We start from the raw sequence: 16,778 nt of genomic DNA, 5'->3' as shown, positions 1-16,778 counted from the left end.
GCGACGATGCTGAGGCTGGTCAGCCGGCGCGCCCGCGCGCAGTGGCCGTTGCTGGCAGCCCTCCTCGGGGTCGTCACGATCGGCGCGACACTGCTGGGCACCTGCACCCTGCTGGTCACCCGCACCGCCGAGCGGGCGCTGGAGGTCGCCATGGCCCGCGCTGCCCCCGCCGCCGTCGACGTGACCGTCTACACCGGCACCGTCGAGGGCGGGGACACGCGGTCCGTCGCCGCCGACACCCGCACCGTGGTGGCCTCCGCGCTCGCACCGTTCCCGGTGACGACGACCGCGCGGGCGTCGACGGTGCTGCGAGCGCTGCCGCCCACGCTCGCCAAGGGCACCACCGTCGGAGCCCAGGCGTACCTGTCCGGGCTGGACGACCTGCCGGCCCGAGCCGAACTGGTCACCGGGCGCTGGCCACAGCACCCTGGCGACGCGGTGCTGCTGGAGTCCACCGCCCACCTGCTCGGCCTCACCCCCGGTCACCGGGTGCGCCTGGGCGCCGAGCTGGCCCACCCGCCCGTCCCGGCCATCGACGTGACAGTCGTCGGTGTCGTACGCCCGCTGGCGGGGCGCGGCTGGGAACGCGACCCGCTGGCCGCGGCCGGCTCCGCCACCGGCTACCGGGACGGCCGCTTCCTGCAGCCGGTCAACGCCTACGGCCCGTTCCTCGTCGACCTCGCCGACCTGGTCACCACCGGTGCCACAGTCGACCGGATGGAGGTCACCGCCCATCCGGACCTGTCCCACGCCAACCGCCACGACCTGGAGACGGTGGCCGGGGCCGTCGGCGGTGCCGACCGCCGGTTGGCTGGCACCCTCGGCGACCGTGTCACGCTCGCCCGTGTCGCCTCCGACCTGCCGCTGACCCTGCGGGCCGCCGACGACCAACGGCACGTCACCGCCGCCGTCGTGCTCGCCATCGCCGCCCTCGGCGGTGTCCTGGCCGCGACGGCACTCGTCCTCGCCGGCCGGCTGACAGCGGGCATACGCGCCGAAGAGACCGCCCTGCGGTCCGCCCTGGGCACCAACCGTCGCCAACTCGCCGCCACCGCGACACTCGAGGCCGGGCTCGTCGCCGCCGTCGCCGCCGCGCTCGCGACACCGGCCTCGTCGGCCCTGCACGCCGGCCTGACCCACCTGCCGCCGCTGGACGGCGCCGGCCTGACCGTCCGGCCGGGCATCGCCGGCGCCCAGGTCCTCGCGGTCACCGGCGGCGCGCTGGTGCTCGCCGCCGTCCTCACCGTCCTGGCGATCCGGCCCGTCCCGGCAGCCGGCGATCGGGGCACCCGCCGCGAACTGCTGGCCCGATCCGGCGCCGACCTGATGCTCGCGGTGTTCGCCGCCGCCGGATGGTGGCAGCTGTACGCGCAGCCCACCGCCGCCAGCCCACGCGCCGATGCCGTCCGGGTGCTCGCGCCCGCGCTGCTGCTCACCGCAGGCGCCGCCCTGGCTCTCCGCGTGGTGATGCCCGCCCTGCGCGGCGCCGAACGGTTGGCGTACCGCGCCCGTGGGCTGGCGCTTCCGCTGGCGGCTTCCGAGGCCGCCCGCCGGCCACAGGCGGTCGCCGCCGGGCTGCTCGTCGGACTGGCCTGCGCGGCCGGGACCTTCGGTCTCGCCTTCGACAGCACGTGGCACCAGTCGCAGCGCGACCAGGCCGCGCTCTCCGTCGGCACCGACCTGGCACTCACCCTCAGCACGGCGCCGGTCGCCGGAGAGGGCGCGGTCGTCAGCGCGGTCACCGCGGGGGTGGTCAGTCCGGCCCTCGACCGTGGTACCTCCGTCGGTCAGTGGCTCGGCACCGCCGGCGATGCGCCGCGCCTGATCGCCGTCGACACCACCCGCGCCGACGCGCTGCTGCGCGGGCGGCTGGACAGTGACCGCGGATGGGCGGGCGTCGGCGCCACGCTGGCGCCGCGCACCCGGGTCACCGGCCTCGCCATCGGGAAAGGCGCCCCGCTCGTCCTGAGCGGGACCGCCGACGACGACGCACCGCTCACCGTGACGCCCCGGCTGCTGCTGCAGGACGCCAGCGGTCTGCGCACGTCCTGCACCGGTCCCGCCCTACCGCTCGACGGCCAGGAGCATCGGCTGCCCGCCTGCGCGACGGCCGACGGGCAGCGCCTCGTCGCTGTCGCCCTGCCGGTCACCGCCGACGGGGTTGGCGGACCCGTCGCCGTAGCCGTCACACTCACCGTGCCGCCCGCCGGGTCGACGGAGAGATCCACTGACGGATCGGACTGGACCGCCACGTCCGCACCGCCGGTCCCGAGCAAGTTGAGAGACCCGACCGTCATGGTGTCCGCCACGCCGACGGGATCCGCGCTACGGATGGCCGCGACCGTCGACCTCGACGGCGCCGAGGACGCCGCCCGAACCCTCGTCGCCACCGCCTTCCCGGACCCCGGCCCGGTGCCCGTCGCCGTCTCCGCCCGCTTTGCCAGCGAGGTCGGTGCCGAGAACGGCAGCCAGCTCAGCGTCACGGTCGGCATCACGCCCGTCCCGGTCGTCGTCACCGAGGTCGTGCCGACCGTACCGTCCGCCCCCGGCGCCGTAGCCGTCCTGGCCGACCTGGACACGCTGTCCCGCGCACGCGCCGTCACCGGCGACCTGACGTTCCCGGTCGACGCCTGGTGGGTCGGCCACCCGGCCGGTCCCGGCGCCGCCGAGCGGGCCACCGCCCTGCACCTGGGCACCGTCGCGACCCGCGAGGCGGAGACCGCCCGCCTCACCGGCGGCCCACTGCGCGCCGGGCTGCCGGCCGCGCTCCGGCTCATCGTCCCGGCCACGGCCCTGCTGCTGCTCGCCGGCGTCGTCCTGCACGTCACCTGTGATCTGCAGGTCCGCGCCGTCGAGGTGGCGCGGCTGCGCGGCCTGGGGATGTCCCGGCGCGGCATCCGGGCCGTGCTGCTCGGCCAGCACGCCGGCGTTCTGCTGCCCCTGCTCGCGGCGGGCGCCGTCGTCGGCGCGCTCGCCACCCGCGTCGTCGCTCCCCTGCTCGTGCGCTCCGACACCGGCGCCGCGCCCGTCCCGGCCACCCAGCCACACTGGCCGTGGCCAGCCGAGGCCGCACTGCTCGCCGTACTGCTGGCCGGATGCATGCTGGCGGTCGCCGTCGTGGTCACCGTCCAGGTCCGCCGGGCCGACGCCGCGCACCTGCGGGTGTCGCCGTGAACCGGTGGCTGACCCGCCGGTGGCCGGCGCTGCACTGGCCCAGCATCCGCGGCCGTGGCCGTACCGACGCGGGGCCACTGCTGCTCACCGCCGCCGTCATCGCGGCCGTCACGCTGCTCGCCGGGGCCGCGCCGGCGCTGCTGCGCGCCGCCGCCGACGACGCCGTCCAGGACACGGTTCGCCGCGCCGGCCACGACTCGAACGTCCTCGTGCACGCCAACTGGGAACGCGACGACGGGCCGACCGGCGGACGGGTCCGGATGCCCCGCCTCGGGGAGGAGCTCGACGACTTCCGCGCCCAGGCGACCTACGCGCTCGGCCCCGACCTGGACGCCGCGCTGCTCCCACCCGTCGCCGCTGTCAACGGCCCGGTCCTCAACATCACCGGCGGCAGCCTGCCGCGTACCTTCCAGTTCACCTACCTGGCCGGTGACCTCGGCGGCCCGGACGTGACCTGGATCGCCGGCAGCCCACCCGGCCCCACCGTCTCCGACGAGTACGTCGAGACCCCCTACGACGGACCGCCCTGGCCGGTGCAGGTCGGCCTCTCCGAGGAGGACGCCACCGCACTCGATCTCGGCCCCGGCGACCGAATCCCGGTCAGGGACGGCCAGGGTCGCGACAAGGACATCCGGGTCAGCGGGATCTACCGACCCGCGGACAGCGCCGACCCCGCCTGGCTCCTGGCTCCTGCACTCCTGCGCCCCGTGGCCGGCGCCGACGGCGTGGGCATCACCCGGTTCGCCGGCCTGCTGTCGCGCGAGTCGTTGCCGGACGCCCGGCTCGCCATCGACGAGGACCAACTGCGACGTACCGTCCACTTCGCACCCGCTCCCGACGCGCTCAGCTGGGACGCCACCGCGGCGCTCGCCAGCCAGGTGGTCAAGCTCAAGGCAGCCTCCGGCTCATCAAGCGACCGCGGCCAGACCCTGAAGTGGGAGTCGCAGCTCGACACCGCCCTACGCGACGCCCGTACACGGAACAGCGCTGCTTTCGCACAGGCCGCCGTCCTGCTCACCGGAGTGCTGACCGCCACGGCACTGGTCCTGCTGCTCGCCGCCGACCTGCTGGTCCGCCGCCGTACCCCGGTGCTGAGCGCCGCCCGGCAGCGTGGGGCGGCGCTACCCGACCTCGGTGCGGAACTGATCACAGAGTCCACAGTGGTGTCCCTGTCGGCCGCCGCCGTCGGGCTCGCACTCGCCCGCGCGGCCGCTCCGGGCGTCTCCTGGACCTGGGCCGTCCCCGTGGTCCTGGCCGGCGCCGTCGCCGGGCCGGCATTCGGCACCCTCGCCGCCGCCCGCGCCAGCCGCGACCGGCGCCAACCCGCCAACCCGGCCGCCCGGCGCTGGATCCGGGCCACCGGTCAACTGCGGCGCGCCGCAGTGGAGGCCGCGGTCCTGATCGCCGCGGTCGCCGCCTTCGTCACACTGCACCAGCGTGGGCTCCTGCCCGTCGCCTCCGACGGCGACACCGCTGAGCTGACCGGCGACCTGATCCTGCCGATCAGCGCCCTCACTCTGGGCGCGCTCGTCGGCGCGCTTGTCCTGCTCCGGCTGCTGCCGCTCGGGGCACGGTTCGCGCTCCGAGGGGCCCTGCGTTCGCGCCGCCCGCTGGCCGTGTTCGGTGCCGCCCAGGCGGCCACAACGGCCGGGCGCGCGCTGCCGTTGCTGGTTCTGGTCAGCACCACGGCGCTCGCGTCGTTCGCGCTCATCCTCGGCACGACCGTCACCCGGGGTCTGGACGACGGCGCGTGGAGCAGCGTCGGTGGCGACGCCCGCCTCGACGTCGGCGCCGACGCCGAGGCGGCCACGCCCGCACTCGCCGAGCGCATCGCCGCCGCACCCGGGGTAGGGCAGGTCGTCGTCGCGCAGGTGACCGACTCGGCACGCGTCTTCACCGAATCGACATTGCTCACCCCACGTCTGGTCATCGTGGACGCCGCCGCGTTCCAGCGCCTGCTGGCCACCACTCCGCTGCCCGACGCGCCGGCGCTGGCCCGCCTCACGGCACCCGGCCCCGGGGACGTCCCAGCGCTGGTCCGATCGAGCGACGGCAACCTGCGGACCGGCACGCAGCTGCAGCTACCCCGCGACGGTGCCCCGGCGATTCGTCTCGCCGCGGTCGGTACCGCTCCCTCCGTCGGCGGTGCCGACGACATCGTCATAGTGGACGCCGAGGCCCTCGCCGACGCCGGGCTGCCCGCCGTTCCGAACACCGTCTGGGTGACCGGCCCCGGCGCGTCGCGGGCCATGTCGAACACCGGCTTAGCCGCCGACGTCGTGCTGCGCACGGACGTCCTGCGGGCGCAGCGAGTGGCTCCGCTGACCGCTGGGCTGCTACGGCTGGCGTGGACGGCCGCCGCGGTGCTGCTGGCGCTGGGGTTGCTCGGCCTCACGCTCGCCGCCGCCGCCGGTGCGTCGGAGCGGTGGCAGACCCTGACCCGGCTGCGGACCCTCGGCCTGCGGCCGCGCGACGCCCGCTGGGTCGCCGCCGGAGAGCTGCTGCCGCCGGTCGTGGTCGTTGCGGTGTGCGGCCCGCCGCTCGGGGCCCTGCTCGCACGCCTGACTCTCGGCCCGCTCGACCTGCGGCTGCTCACCGGCCAAGCCACCGAACCGGCGGCGGTGCTGCCGTGGTGGCTGCTGGGCCTGGTGAGCGTGGCGCTGCTGGCGACGGCCGCCGCGGTCATACCTGTCGAGTCTGCGCTGCGGCGACGGGACCGGCTGAGCGAGGTTCTCCGTGCCGGTGAGTAGCCGGTTACTGGCAGAACCGGGCGGAGCCCGGCTGCCAGGGTGGTGGGCGATACTGGGTTTGAACCAGTGACCTCTTCCGTGTCAAGGAAGCGCGCTCCCACTGCGCCAATCGCCCGTGGTGGCCCCGTGGGGCACATCGCGAGCGGACGACGGGATTCGAACCCGCGACCCTCACCTTGGCAAGGTGATGCGCTACCAGCTGCGCTACGTCCGCACGTCCCCGACAACCGCCGGCGACAGGTGAACTCTACCTGATACCAAGATCGCTTGGCGCGGCACCCTGGGCGGTTGCGGTTGCACTGGTCGGCAGCGGGGTATTGAGGAATCTCGACAGCACACCACACCCCCTTAAGGAGGCTGTCGTGGGTATCGGCACCAGCATCTTCCTCATCGCGCTCGGCGCGATTCTCACCTTCGCGCTGGATGCGAGCGTCGGCGGCATCGACCTGGACGTGGTCGGCTGGATCCTGATGGGAGCCGGCGTGCTCGGCCTGATCATGACCACGCTGATCTTCAGTCGTCGCCGCCAGGTCGTCACCACCACCGAGCAGCCGGTGGAGTACCGCCAGGTCGAGGAGCGGCGGGACATCGCGCCTCCGCTGTGAGGGCTCAACGTCACGGGCCGGCCGCCTCGATCGAGGTGGTCGGCCCGTGCGCGCGACACCCCACTCAGTCCAGGCAGGTGAGCGCGACCTCGGCGTAGCGCGTCAGCGCCGCCCGGTCCGGGTTGATGGCGCCCATCACCCGAAGACCCTGGAGGCTGGTCACCAGGAAGCCGGCCAGATCGGTGGCGCTGCGAGCGGACGTGATCTGGCCCCGCAGCTGCGCCTCGGCCAGCAGGTCGTAGAGCGCCGACTCCAGGGACTGCGTCGTCGACCGGAGCCGGTCGGCGACCCGCTGGTCCTGGTGTGCGCGCTCCATCGACGCGCCGACGATGAGACCTGGTCGTCCTCGGCGCCGAAACCACCGAGCTGGCCTCGTTCGTGCCGGCCTGTGCCCGGGTGTCCGGAATCCCGGCGGAGGGCGTGGCCGCGGCGATCGAACGGGAGATTCTGAGCCAGCCTGATCCGCTCGGCTTCGCGCAGAACGCGGTGTGCGGGCGAAGCGGAGAGCGCGTAGTCAGCGAACCCGAACGGGTCACGGGGTGCGGAAACCATTGACTACGGGGTTCAGACAGCGTTGTCTTTCACTGGCCCTGGGGAGGTACAACAGTGATCGACGATGTGTCCCTCGTATTCTGCGTGACCGCCGACGTGTCGGTGCGCGAGCGGATGGTGCGGCGCCTGAACGGCCTCGGCACCCTGGTGATCTGCACCGACCTCGCGGAGTTGCAGGCGATGATCGGCCCGCCGGCCAGCAGCCGGCCGGCGCGGCTCTCCACCTCCGCAGCCGTTCCCACTCCCGCCGCAGCCGCTCCCGCCGGCACCGCCGGCCGGACCAGTCTCGGTGACCTCACGATCGACCCGCTCGGCCATCTGGTGACGTGGCGTGGACAACCGCTGGCCCTGACCCGACTCGAGCGCCGCCTGCTCACCCAGCTCGCCACCGCACCGCTCGGAGTCTGGACGTACGAGAGGCTCTTCGAGTCGGTCTGGGGCTGCGCGTACCTCGGCGACACGTCGATCCTGCACTCGGCCGTCAAGCGGTTACGCCGCAAACTGCGCGCCGCCGACGACACCCTGCGCGTGCACACCGTTCGCGGGATCGGTTACCGGCTCAGCGTCGGATGAGCCGCAGGGATAAGCAGAACGGCTCGTCACCGGGCTTTCGGTGACGAGCCGTTCTCTGTGGTGGGCGATACTGGGTTTGAACCAGTGACCTCTTCCGTGTCAAGGAAGCGCGCTCCCACTGCGCCAATCGCCCGTGCTTGTTGCCGAGGTGGGGACGGGATTTGAACCCGCGTAGACGGCTTTGCAGGCCGTTGCCTCGCCTCTCGGCCACCCCACCGAGGTTGCCCCCGTCATGCGTGGCGGCAGCTCCGAGCGGACGACGGGATTCGAACCCGCGACCCTCACCTTGGCAAGGTGATGCGCTACCAGCTGCGCTACGTCCGCACGCCCCCGGACGTTCCCGGGTGACGGATGAGAACTTTAGCCGAGCCGGTGAACGACTGCCAACTCGGGGTCGCCTCGGCGCGTCCCACCCTCGGCGCGGGTGGGATCAGCGCCGTCCCGCAGGGCTTCCTAGGGGGCTGGCCTGATGCCGCCATTCGTTGCGGACGGTCACCCTCCGAAACCATTAGGCAATCATCGTCATCATCGTGTCGCAGGTCGCGAGAAGGGTGTACGCGCGCATCAGCTCGTGCCGGCGGACCTCGACGGACACTCCTTGGAGAACGACCGAAGAGGGCCTGAGAAAGTGTCCGGCTTCCGACTGTCGCAGCGCGGATCAGGGTGCGGTGGTAACTGTTCGTGTTCACTCGGATGGGCTACGGTAACGGTCGTGACGAGACGTGCGGCCGAGATCCGCCTGGATGCCCTGCTGCGCACCGCCTGTGACGTGATCGTGGAGCGCGGGCTGGCCAATACCCGAACGGCGGATGTGGCGCAGGCCGCCGGCGTGAGTCAGGCACTGGTTTTCTACCACTTCGCCACCAAGGAGCGGTTGCTCTCACAGGCGTTCGCGTACGCGGTCGAGCAGGATCTCGCCAGACTGGACGTGGTGACCCGGTCCTCGGCCCCACCGCTGACCAAGCTCCGCCGGATCCTCAAGCTCTACACACCGGCCGGCCGTGGTGCCTCGTGGTCGATGTGGATCGACGGCTGGTCCGAGTCGCTGCGTACGCCGGAGTTGGAGAAGGTCTCCCGCCGACTCGACCTGCGCTGGCGTCAGGACCTGGCGGCGGTGATCTCGGCGGGCGTGGCCGACGGCACCTTCCAGTGCGCCGACCCGGACGGGGCCGCCTGGCGGATCAGCGCGGTCATGGACGGCCTCGCCGTCCAACTCGCCGTGCACGACCGGGTGATCTCCCGCCGGCAGTTCGGCGAGTGGGTCCGGCTGGTCACCGCCCGGGAGCTCGGCCTGGACCCCACCGACCTGGACTGAGCCGGGCGGCCAGCGCAATCACCCACACCAGGCCGGGCAAAACGGCTCGGCCCGCCCCGTGGACCGGAACAATCGGCAGCATGGATCTGCTGGAGGCGTACCGCCGGAGCCTGGCCGAGTTCGTCGACCGGGTGGACCAGGTCGAGCCCGGCCAGTGGTCCGACCCGACACCCTGCTCGGACTGGGACGTGCGCACGCTGGTAAACCACGTGGTGAACGAGGACCGGTGGAGCGTTCCGCTGCTCGCCGGCCGGACCATCGAGGAGGTCGGCGACCGACTCGACGGTGACCAGCTCGGCGCCGACCCGATCACGGCGGCGCGGGAGGCGGCCGCGCAGGCCGAGATCGCCGCCACCCATCCCGGCACGATCGACCGCACCGTGCACCTCTCCGGTGGCGACACCCCCGCCGCGGAATACCTCCAGCAACTCCTCGCCGAGCACCTCATCCACGGCTGGGACGTGGCGGTGGCGATCGGCGTACAGCCTCGGCTCGACCCGGACGCCGTGCGCGTGGCCGCCCGGTGGTTCGCCAACGAGATCGACGACTACCGGCGCAACAACCTGGTCCGGACCGGGGTGCGGGTGCCCGACGACGCCGACGAGCAGGACCACCTCCTGGCCGCCTTCGGCCGCGACCCCGACTGGGCACCGAGCGACTGACCCCTCCCGCGGCGTCACGCTCCGGCGGTGGACGCCCCCGTGTGCCGTCGCCACCGTTGGGGCGGGCACCCGCCCATCCTTCACCCGCCGCCACAGCGGCGGCACCAGCGCGACGGCCGCCACCGTAGGTGGTGGCCGTCGTCGTGCGCGACGTGGAATGCCCGTAGCCGGTCGTCGCCGAGCAGCATGTCGATCACCGGAACCCGGGCGAAGACTTCGAACTCCTGGCCCGTGGGCGCCCCCAGCCCTTGCCGCCATCACGATCGACTGATATCCACAGATGCACATGCGTCATCGCGCACTGACGGTCGGCGATTCGCCGACCATCCCGCTCCCACGAGGAGGTCCCGTGCCACAACCGGAGTGGTTACCCCCGATGAGCCGGCGTCGACGCCGGCTCATCGCCGTCCTGGCAACGACGGCGACGGTCGCCGCGCTGCTCCCCACCGGCGTGAGCACCGCGGCCCCCACCGGCAACGCGGCGTCCGCCGCGCGCAGTTCCGGACCGTTCGCCGAGGGCCACGAGCCCGCAGACGTCGACAACCGCACCGGTACGGCGGCACCCGACGCCCGCCAGCGCGGCCTGGCCCGCGCCGCCGACCCCGACGTCCGGTGGAACCGACTCGGCACCCCGCAGGCGCTCGGCCCCGGTCGTACCCCTCTCGCCACCGGGCTGCCCGCCGACCCGGAGGCCGCCGCACGGGCCTACCTGACCGCGAACCGCGACCTGTTCGGGCTGGACGCCGCCTCGGTGGCCGCCATGGAACGCGTGCTGGTCCGGCCGATCGGCAGCGGTGCCGTGGTCACCCTCCGGCAACGGTTCGGCGACCTGCCCGCCGGGCCGGACGGCCTCGTCACCCTCGCGGTCGCCAAGGGCACTGTGCTCTCGGTCAGCTCCTCGCTGGCCCGCAACACCGGAACACCGGCACCCGCGACCCGCACCGCCGAGCAGGCGTACGCCGCCGCGCTCGCCGACGCCAAGCTGACCCCCGGCGCGGTGGCCAGCCACACCATCCGGTCGGTGGCCGTACCCACCCCGCTGGACGGGCCACGGGCCGCCTACGAGGTGACCATGATCGGCGCGGACACCGAGCACCCGGCCGCGTTCACCAGCTACGTGGACGGCAGCACCGGGCAGGTGCTGGTCCGTGAGGACCTCGTCGACTTCGACTCCGACAACCCGAGCTGGGCGGTCTTCCCGGCCACCCCGCCCCGCGACCTCGGCCCGGGGCAGGACCCCCGGGTGCGCTGGTGCGGCGACCCGGCACCCGGCTGCCAGGCCGCCTGGCGCGACCCGGCCACCGGCCAGCCGTGGGACGTCGACGCGGCCACCGGCACGCCGACCTTCACCTCGCGTGGCAACTCGGCCAACACGGTGCTCTCCTGGGGTGCCGGCACCCCGGTCGTCCCGGCGCCCACCAGCCCGGACCGTCGCTACGAATACCCCTTCACCGACCAGTGGCACCAGTCGAAGTGCAACCCGGAGGTGTTCACCTCCGCCCAGCGCAACGACGCAGACGCGTCGATCGCCAACCTGTTCGCCATGCACAACCGGATGCACGACTGGTCGTACCAGTTGGGCTTCACCGAGTCGGCGTGGAACCTCCAGGCGGTCAACCTCACCCCGGCCGGGCTGGGCGGTGACGCCGAGCAGGGCCGTGCCCAGCAGGGCGCGCTGACCGGCAACCGGAACAACGCCAACCAGGGCACCGGGCGCGACGGCGTGCCGCCGACCACCAACATGTACCTGTGGCAGCCGCAGGCGGGCGGGCCGTACCCGCCGTGTGTGGACGGCGACTACGACATGACGGTGATCGGCCACGAATACACCCACGCGATCACCAACCGGATGATCGCCGGCCCGGACAGCGGGATCAGCGGCCACCAGGGCGGGTCGATGGGTGAGTCGTGGGGCGACCTGCTCGCCGCCGAGTACCTCTTCCAGCACGGGCTGCGCGCGCCCGGCGAGACGCCCTTCATCACCGGCGGCTACGTCACCGGCAACCTGGTCAGCGGCATCCGCAACTACGACCTCAGCCGCAGCCCGCTCAACTACTCCGACATCGGCTACAACACCGGCGGCCCGGCCGTGCACGCCGACGGGGAGATCTGGGGCGCCACCAACTTCCGGGTCCGCTCCGCACTGGTCAAGCGGTACGGCCTCGGCACCCCGCAGCGGCAGCTCGACTGCGCACAGGGGAAGGTCGCCGCCGACCAGTGCCCGGGCAACCGGCGCTGGTCGCAACTGGTGTTCGACTCGTTCCTGCTCCAGGCCGCCAGCCAGGTCAGCATGCTCGACATGCGGGACAACATGCTCACCGCCGACCTGCTCCGCTTCGGTGGTGCCAACCAGGACCTGATCTGGGCCGAGTTCGCCCGCTCCGGGATGGGCCGGGACGCCGCCACCAACGGCGCCACCGACACCGACCCGACGCCGAGCTTCGCCTCGCCGCGTGGTGGCAACGCCACGCTGACCCTCCGTCCACGCGGGGACAGCGCCGACGCGCCGATCCGGGTGTACGTCGGGACGTACGAGGCGCGGGCGACGCCGATCGCCGACACCGACCCGGCGACGCCGATCCCGGACACCGTGGAGATGGTGGCCGGCACGTACGACCTGCTGGCCGTCGCGCCCGGCTTCGGGCACCAGCGGCTCAGCGTGGTCGCCCGGGCCGGTCAGGACGGGTACGTGGACCTGCGGATGAGCCGTAACCTCGCGTCCACCGCGTCCGGGGCGACGATCACCGGCGACGGGGTCAACCTGGACCGGGTCGCCGACGACACCGAGGCGACGAACTGGGCCTCCCTGGACGGGGTGGCCGGCCGGCAGCTCACCGTGGCGCTGCCCGGGGGCGCCCCGCAGACGGTCAAGCGGGTGAACGTCAGCGCGATGCTGCGCCCGGCGATCGCCGGCGACGCCGACACCGGCAGTCAGAACGCGCTCAGCGCGCTGCGCTCGTTCGCGGTTTCCGCCTGCAACGCGACGACCACCGACTGCGCCGACCCGGCGCGGTGGCAGCGCATCTACACGAGCGCGGGCGACGCGTTCCCCGGCGGGGCGTACCGGGCGTACAGCCGGGACATCAACCTCCGGACGTTCGCGGTGCCCAGCACCGTCGCCACCCACCTGCGACTGGAGGTGCTGGCGAGTCAGTGCACCGGTGGCCCGCACTACGCGGGCGAGCAGGACGACGACCCGGCCACCACGACGGACTGCGCGACGGCCAGTCCGGCCCGGTCGCAGGTCAGGATCGCCGAGTTCCAGGCGTTCTCCAACTGAGAAACCGTGGGGGTCGGCAGGTCCGCCGGCCCCCACGGCCCTGAGGTCAGCGGCGGGCCGGTCGCCAACGGTCGGCGGTGGTGGGGCGCTCCCAGCGCCGGTCCACCGGTGAGTCGTCGGGCTCCGTGGCATCTGCGCCCGCGGCCCGGGTCAGGTGCCGTAGCCGCATCAGCAACCCCATTCCGAGGAAGAGCAGCAGCCCGCCGAGCAGGAACGCGGCCTGCACCACCCCGAACCCGCCGGTCTGCGAGACCGGGCGTCCGGGTGCCGGTGGCGCGGCGTCGACCGGGTAGTCCCCCACCGGCTCATCCACGGACGTGCTCTCCTCCTCCGCCGGCGCGCTCGGTGTCTCGCTGGGCTCCGACGGGGTGGCGGTCGGCTTCGGCGTGCTGGTCGGGGTGCCACCCGCACCCACCACCGAGCGGGTGGCCGTCTGTCGGGCCAGCAGGCGCGCGTTGGCGTCGTACGCCTCGGCGGCGAGAGTGATCCGTCCCTGGGTGACGTCCTCGGCGAAGGCCACCCGGTAGCGGGCGGTGACCGTGCGCCCCGGGCAGAGCGTGCCCGGGTCGAGCTGCCGGTCGGTCAACCGGGCCACGTCACCGTCGGTCTGAATCTGCAGCGGGAAGTCACCGGCCTCCTCCACCCGGTCCATCTTCACCTGGTCGAGCCGGAGGCCCTGCACGCTCAGCACCATCGACCAGCGCACCTTCACGCAGCCCCCGCGCCGGTCCGTCCGGGAGACGACGGCGGACACCGTGCGCACCTGCTCGCCGGCGGTGAACCGGGCCGGCAGCCCACTCAGTTCGGTGCTGAACGCCGCCTGCGCCGGAGCGGCCAATGCCAGCTCCGCCCCGCTCAGACAGGCCAGCACCACCCCTACCCGCACCGCATTCCGCCACACCGTCACCACCGCCGCCCTCCGTTCGGTCGTCTCCACTGAGCAACGCTAGGAGCGGCCCGTCGGCCGGACCAGACGGGTGTGTTCGCACCGACCGGCAAGGACGGGGTGGGTTTTCACCGACGGTGGTGAACCGGTCACCGCTCCCCCGCGACACGCCGGACACCGGGCCGCTGGGACAATCGGCGACGTGTCCGAGCTCTCCAGCACGTTCGTCCGGCTGCACGCCCGGCTGGCCCCGGTCCCGTTCGTCCCCGAGGTGCGGCTGCACCAGGCGGACGAACCGATCGGGCTGTGGGAGCTGACCGAAGGCGAGTTCTCCACCGACCGGCCGCCGCCGTTCTGGGCGTTCGCCTGGGCCGGCGGGCAGGCGCTCGCCCGCTACGTGACCGACCACCCGGAGCTGGTCGCCGGCCGCCGGGTGCTCGACCTCGCCTCCGGCTCCGGCCTGGTGGCCATCGCCGCCGCCCGCGCCGGCGCGGCGTCGGTGCGAGCCGTCGAGGTGGACGAGCTGGCGGTGGCGGCGGTCGCCCTCAACGCGGAAGCCAACGGGGTACGCGTCGACGCCGAGTTCGGCGACATCCTCGACGGCGACGCCGGGGACGCCGAGGTGGTGCTCGCCGGTGACGTCTTCTACAGCGACGCGATGGCCCGCCGGGTGCTGCGGTTCCTGCTGCGCGCCACCCGGGCCGGCGCACCGGCGCTGGTCGGTGACCCCGGCCGGGCGTTCCTGCCCCGGGACCGCTTCGACGAGCTGGCGGCGTACGACGTGCCGGTGCCGGAGGCTCTGGAGAGCGTCCGGGTGAAGCGCACCACCGTCTGGAGGTTGCGCGCCGGGCTGCCGGGCGCCCCCGGCTAGCGTGTCCGGGTGTTGTTCCGCAGCTGGGCGCAGGTGACCGACCCCGCATGGCCGGACGTGGCCCGGGTGCCGGACCACGTCGGCGGCACGCACCTGGTCGTCACCCGGCACGCGCTGGTCCGTCAGGTCCTCGCCGACCCGGTCACCTATCGGCCGGACAACGCGCTGGACGCGGTGACGCCGATGCCGGTGACCGCGCTGCGGGTGCTGGCCGGGCACCGGTTCCGGCTGCCACCGACCCTCGCCAACAACTCGGGTGCGAGCCACCCGCAGATCCGGGCGATCGTCGCGGACGCGCTGCACCCCACCCGGGTCGCCGCGCAGCGGCCCTGGCTGACCGCGCTGGTCCGGGACCGGGTCGCTCGGCTCGGCGCGGCCCTCGACGCCGGCGAACCGGTCGACCTGTACGCGGACCTCGCCGCCGACCTGCCGCTGCTGGTGCTGGCCCGGCTGGTGGAACTGCCGGACGCCCCGGTCGGCGCGGTCAAGGAGTTCGCCCGTGCCGCGCTGGAGTTGTTCTGGGCCCCGCTGGACGTCGACCGGCAGGTGACCCTCGCCGCCGAGGTGGGGCGGTTCCACCGCGTACTGCGCGACTTCGCGACCACCGGCGGCGGGTTGGCCGCCGAGCTGCGCGCGGCCGGGCACCCGCCGGACGTGGTGGTCGGCGCGCTCTTCTTCCTACTGGTCGCCGGCCAGGAGACCACCTCGCAGTTCCTCACCCTGCTGCTGCACCGGCTGGCCGGCGAGCCCGCGGTCCGGGCCGGCCTGCGCACGGGCGAGGTCGCGGTGGCCGACGTGGTGGAGGAGGGACTGCGGCTGGAACCTCCGATCGTCACCTGGCGGCGCCTGGCGGCCACGGACAGCACGCTGGGCGGCACGGCGGTGCCGGCCGGCAGCAGCCTCGTGCTGTGGCTGGGTCGCGCCGGCCGGGACCCGGCTGTCGTGCAGTCCCCCGACGAGTTCCGCCCGGGTCAGCGCGGGTCCCGCCGGCACCTGGCGTTCGGGGCGGGCGCGCACCGCTGCGTCGGTGACGTGCTGGCCCGCATGGAGGCGGCCGTGGTGGTGGCCGAGGCAGCGCCGCTGCTGGACGGGGTGCGGGTGGTACGTCCGCCCTGGTGCCCGGACAATCTCACCTTCCGGATGCCCGACGCCTTCGTCGTCCGGCGCTCGTCCGGGGCACCGGCCTGAGGAGATCCTGATCTCTGTTCGGTAGGTTTCCGGGCGTGTCAGCGACCCCTGCGCGTCGGATCCTCGCCGTCGTAACACTTCTGGCCCTGCTGGTGCTGAGTGCCTGCACAGCCGGACCGGCGTTGCACGTCCGACGGATCGCCACGGACCAGCCGGCCCTGTCCGCCTCGCCTGCCGCGCCGTCGACCTCGCCGTCCCCGACGACGAAGCCCGTGCCCGGGAGCCTGGACTGGTACGTGTCCCAAGTGCCGACCTTCCCCGAGGCGCCACCGCCGCAACCGGTGCCGCTGCCCGAGACCGGCGCGGCCCAGTTCTGGCACCGCCTGCCCACCGACCAGAGGGTCGCCTTCATCACCATCGACGACGGTGGGCTGGCCCGTCCGCCCGAGGTGGCCGACTTCATCTGGCGGGCGCACATCCCGGTCACGATGTTCCTGAACTCACCGGCCGCCGAGGAGCACGACGTCTACTTCCGGCAGATCATGGTGGCGGGCGGGGTCGTCGAGAACCACACCATCACGCACACCTCGCTGGCCGGCCGGTCGTACGACCGGCAGAGGCACGAGATCTGCGGTGCCGCGGACAAGCTGGAGGCGCTGTTCGGCAAGCGACCGACCCTGTTCCGGCCACCGTTCGGCGAGCACGACGCCACCACGCTGAGGGCCGCGCACGACTGCGGCGCGAAGGCGGTCTTCCACTGGACCGAGACCGTGCACGAGGGCAAGGTGCGCTACCAGACCCCGGAGAAGGTGGTCCAGCCCGGCGACGTGCTGCTCATGCACTTCCGGCCGGCGCTGATGGACGACCTGCTCGCGGCGCTGAAGGCGATCCACCGGGCCGGGCTCACACCGGCTCTGCTGGAGGACTACGTCGGCTGACCGACCCGCCCGCGACCTGACGAAAGTCAGGGTCGGGTGCTGCC

12 protein-coding genes and 5 tRNA genes are annotated in these 16,778 nt (G+C 73.6%); 10 read left to right on the top strand and 7 right to left on the bottom strand.

Going from position 1 to position 16,778, the window contains the following annotated elements; all coding sequences use genetic code 11:
• Positions 1-6 precede the first annotated feature (6 nt).
• Together GA0070619_RS04565 and GA0070619_RS04560 are read left to right on the top strand one after the other, a co-directional pair.
• Positions 7-3,174 carry an FtsX-like permease family protein gene (locus tag GA0070619_RS04565; RefSeq protein WP_088946902.1) on the top strand — a complete coding sequence of 1,056 codons (3,168 nt, stop codon included), beginning with the start codon at positions 7-9 and terminating at the stop codon, positions 3,172-3,174.
• The gene (locus tag GA0070619_RS04560) at positions 3,171-5,924 is read left to right on the top strand and encodes an FtsX-like permease family protein (protein WP_088946901.1); all 2,754 of its coding nucleotides are present in this window, start codon (positions 3,171-3,173) and stop codon (positions 5,922-5,924) included. Before GA0070619_RS04565 ends, GA0070619_RS04560 begins: the two co-directional genes overlap by 4 nt.
• A gap of 40 nt (positions 5,925-5,964) precedes the next feature.
• On the opposite strand, the gene GA0070619_RS04555 is transcribed toward GA0070619_RS04560, so the two are convergent.
• Positions 5,965-6,039: transfer RNA gene (locus GA0070619_RS04555), tRNA-Val, on the bottom strand.
• 26 nt (positions 6,040-6,065) lie between these two features.
• Positions 6,066-6,138 (bottom strand) — tRNA-Gly (locus GA0070619_RS04550).
• A gap of 148 nt (positions 6,139-6,286) precedes the next feature.
• On the opposite strand from GA0070619_RS04550, the gene GA0070619_RS04545 reads away from it, so the two are divergent.
• Positions 6,287-6,529 (top strand): DUF6458 family protein, encoded by a 243-nt coding sequence (locus GA0070619_RS04545; protein ID WP_088946900.1) that lies wholly within the window; start codon positions 6,287-6,289, stop codon positions 6,527-6,529.
• A gap of 64 nt (positions 6,530-6,593) precedes the next feature.
• Here the strand turns inward: GA0070619_RS04545 and GA0070619_RS04540 are convergent, their stop codons facing one another.
• Positions 6,594-6,845, bottom strand: a complete 252-nt coding sequence (locus GA0070619_RS04540) for a hypothetical protein (protein WP_197699589.1) — start codon at positions 6,843-6,845, stop codon at positions 6,594-6,596.
• 350 nt (positions 6,846-7,195) lie between these two features.
• Between GA0070619_RS04540 and GA0070619_RS04535 the strand changes: the two genes are divergently transcribed.
• On the top strand, positions 7,196-7,654 hold the full coding sequence (locus GA0070619_RS04535; RefSeq protein ID WP_088951547.1) for a winged helix-turn-helix domain-containing protein: 459 nt from the start codon (positions 7,196-7,198) through the stop codon (positions 7,652-7,654).
• 58 nt (positions 7,655-7,712) lie between these two features.
• Here the strand turns inward: GA0070619_RS04535 and GA0070619_RS04530 are convergent.
• The 3 genes from GA0070619_RS04530 to GA0070619_RS04520 form a co-directional block, all read right to left on the bottom strand.
• Positions 7,713-7,787 (bottom strand) — tRNA-Val (locus GA0070619_RS04530).
• Positions 7,788-7,800: 13 nt separating this feature from the next.
• Positions 7,801-7,871, bottom strand: a tRNA-Cys gene (locus GA0070619_RS04525).
• A gap of 34 nt (positions 7,872-7,905) precedes the next feature.
• Positions 7,906-7,978: transfer RNA gene (locus tag GA0070619_RS04520), tRNA-Gly, on the bottom strand.
• A gap of 388 nt (positions 7,979-8,366) precedes the next feature.
• Between GA0070619_RS04520 and GA0070619_RS04515 the strand changes: the two genes are divergently transcribed.
• The 3 genes from GA0070619_RS04515 to GA0070619_RS04505 all read left to right on the top strand — a co-directional run bounded on the left by GA0070619_RS04515 (position 8,367) and on the right by GA0070619_RS04505 (position 12,911).
• Entirely contained in the window at positions 8,367-8,969 is a 603-nt protein-coding gene (locus GA0070619_RS04515) for a TetR/AcrR family transcriptional regulator (RefSeq protein ID WP_088946899.1), read from the top strand.
• Between the two features lie 80 nt (positions 8,970-9,049).
• The gene (locus GA0070619_RS04510) at positions 9,050-9,631 is read left to right on the top strand and encodes a TIGR03086 family metal-binding protein (protein ID WP_088946898.1); all 582 of its coding nucleotides are present in this window, start codon (positions 9,050-9,052) and stop codon (positions 9,629-9,631) included.
• 349 nt (positions 9,632-9,980) lie between these two features.
• The gene (locus GA0070619_RS04505; RefSeq protein WP_172861975.1) at positions 9,981-12,911 is read left to right on the top strand and encodes a M36 family metallopeptidase; all 2,931 of its coding nucleotides are present in this window, start codon (positions 9,981-9,983) and stop codon (positions 12,909-12,911) included.
• Positions 12,912-12,957: 46 nt separating this feature from the next.
• On the opposite strand, the gene GA0070619_RS04500 is transcribed toward GA0070619_RS04505, so the two are convergent.
• The gene (locus GA0070619_RS04500) at positions 12,958-13,848 is read right to left on the bottom strand and encodes a hypothetical protein (protein WP_231927261.1); all 891 of its coding nucleotides are present in this window, start codon (positions 13,846-13,848) and stop codon (positions 12,958-12,960) included.
• A 151-nt stretch (positions 13,849-13,999) separates the two neighbouring features.
• Between GA0070619_RS04500 and GA0070619_RS04495 the strand changes: the two genes are divergently transcribed.
• Genes GA0070619_RS04495 through GA0070619_RS04485 form a run of 3 tightly spaced genes read left to right on the top strand, consistent with a single transcriptional unit; the run spans position 14,000 to position 16,734 of the window.
• Positions 14,000-14,668, top strand: a complete 669-nt coding sequence (locus tag GA0070619_RS04495) for a class I SAM-dependent methyltransferase (protein WP_088946896.1) — start codon at positions 14,000-14,002, stop codon at positions 14,666-14,668.
• Positions 14,669-14,677: 9 nt separating this feature from the next.
• The gene (locus GA0070619_RS04490; protein ID WP_088946895.1) at positions 14,678-15,856 is read left to right on the top strand and encodes a cytochrome P450; all 1,179 of its coding nucleotides are present in this window, start codon (positions 14,678-14,680) and stop codon (positions 15,854-15,856) included.
• A gap of 35 nt (positions 15,857-15,891) precedes the next feature.
• Positions 15,892-16,734 (top strand): polysaccharide deacetylase family protein, encoded by an 843-nt coding sequence (locus GA0070619_RS04485; RefSeq protein WP_231927260.1) that lies wholly within the window; start codon positions 15,892-15,894, stop codon positions 16,732-16,734.
• The last annotated feature ends 44 nt before the right edge of the window (positions 16,735-16,778 follow it).

This window comes from Micromonospora zamorensis (genome assembly GCF_900090275.1).
GTDB classification, from domain to species: domain Bacteria; phylum Actinomycetota; class Actinomycetes; order Mycobacteriales; family Micromonosporaceae; genus Micromonospora; species Micromonospora zamorensis.
Note: the sequence above shows the minus strand (reverse complement) of the source record. Positions and strands in the feature narration are given on the sequence as shown.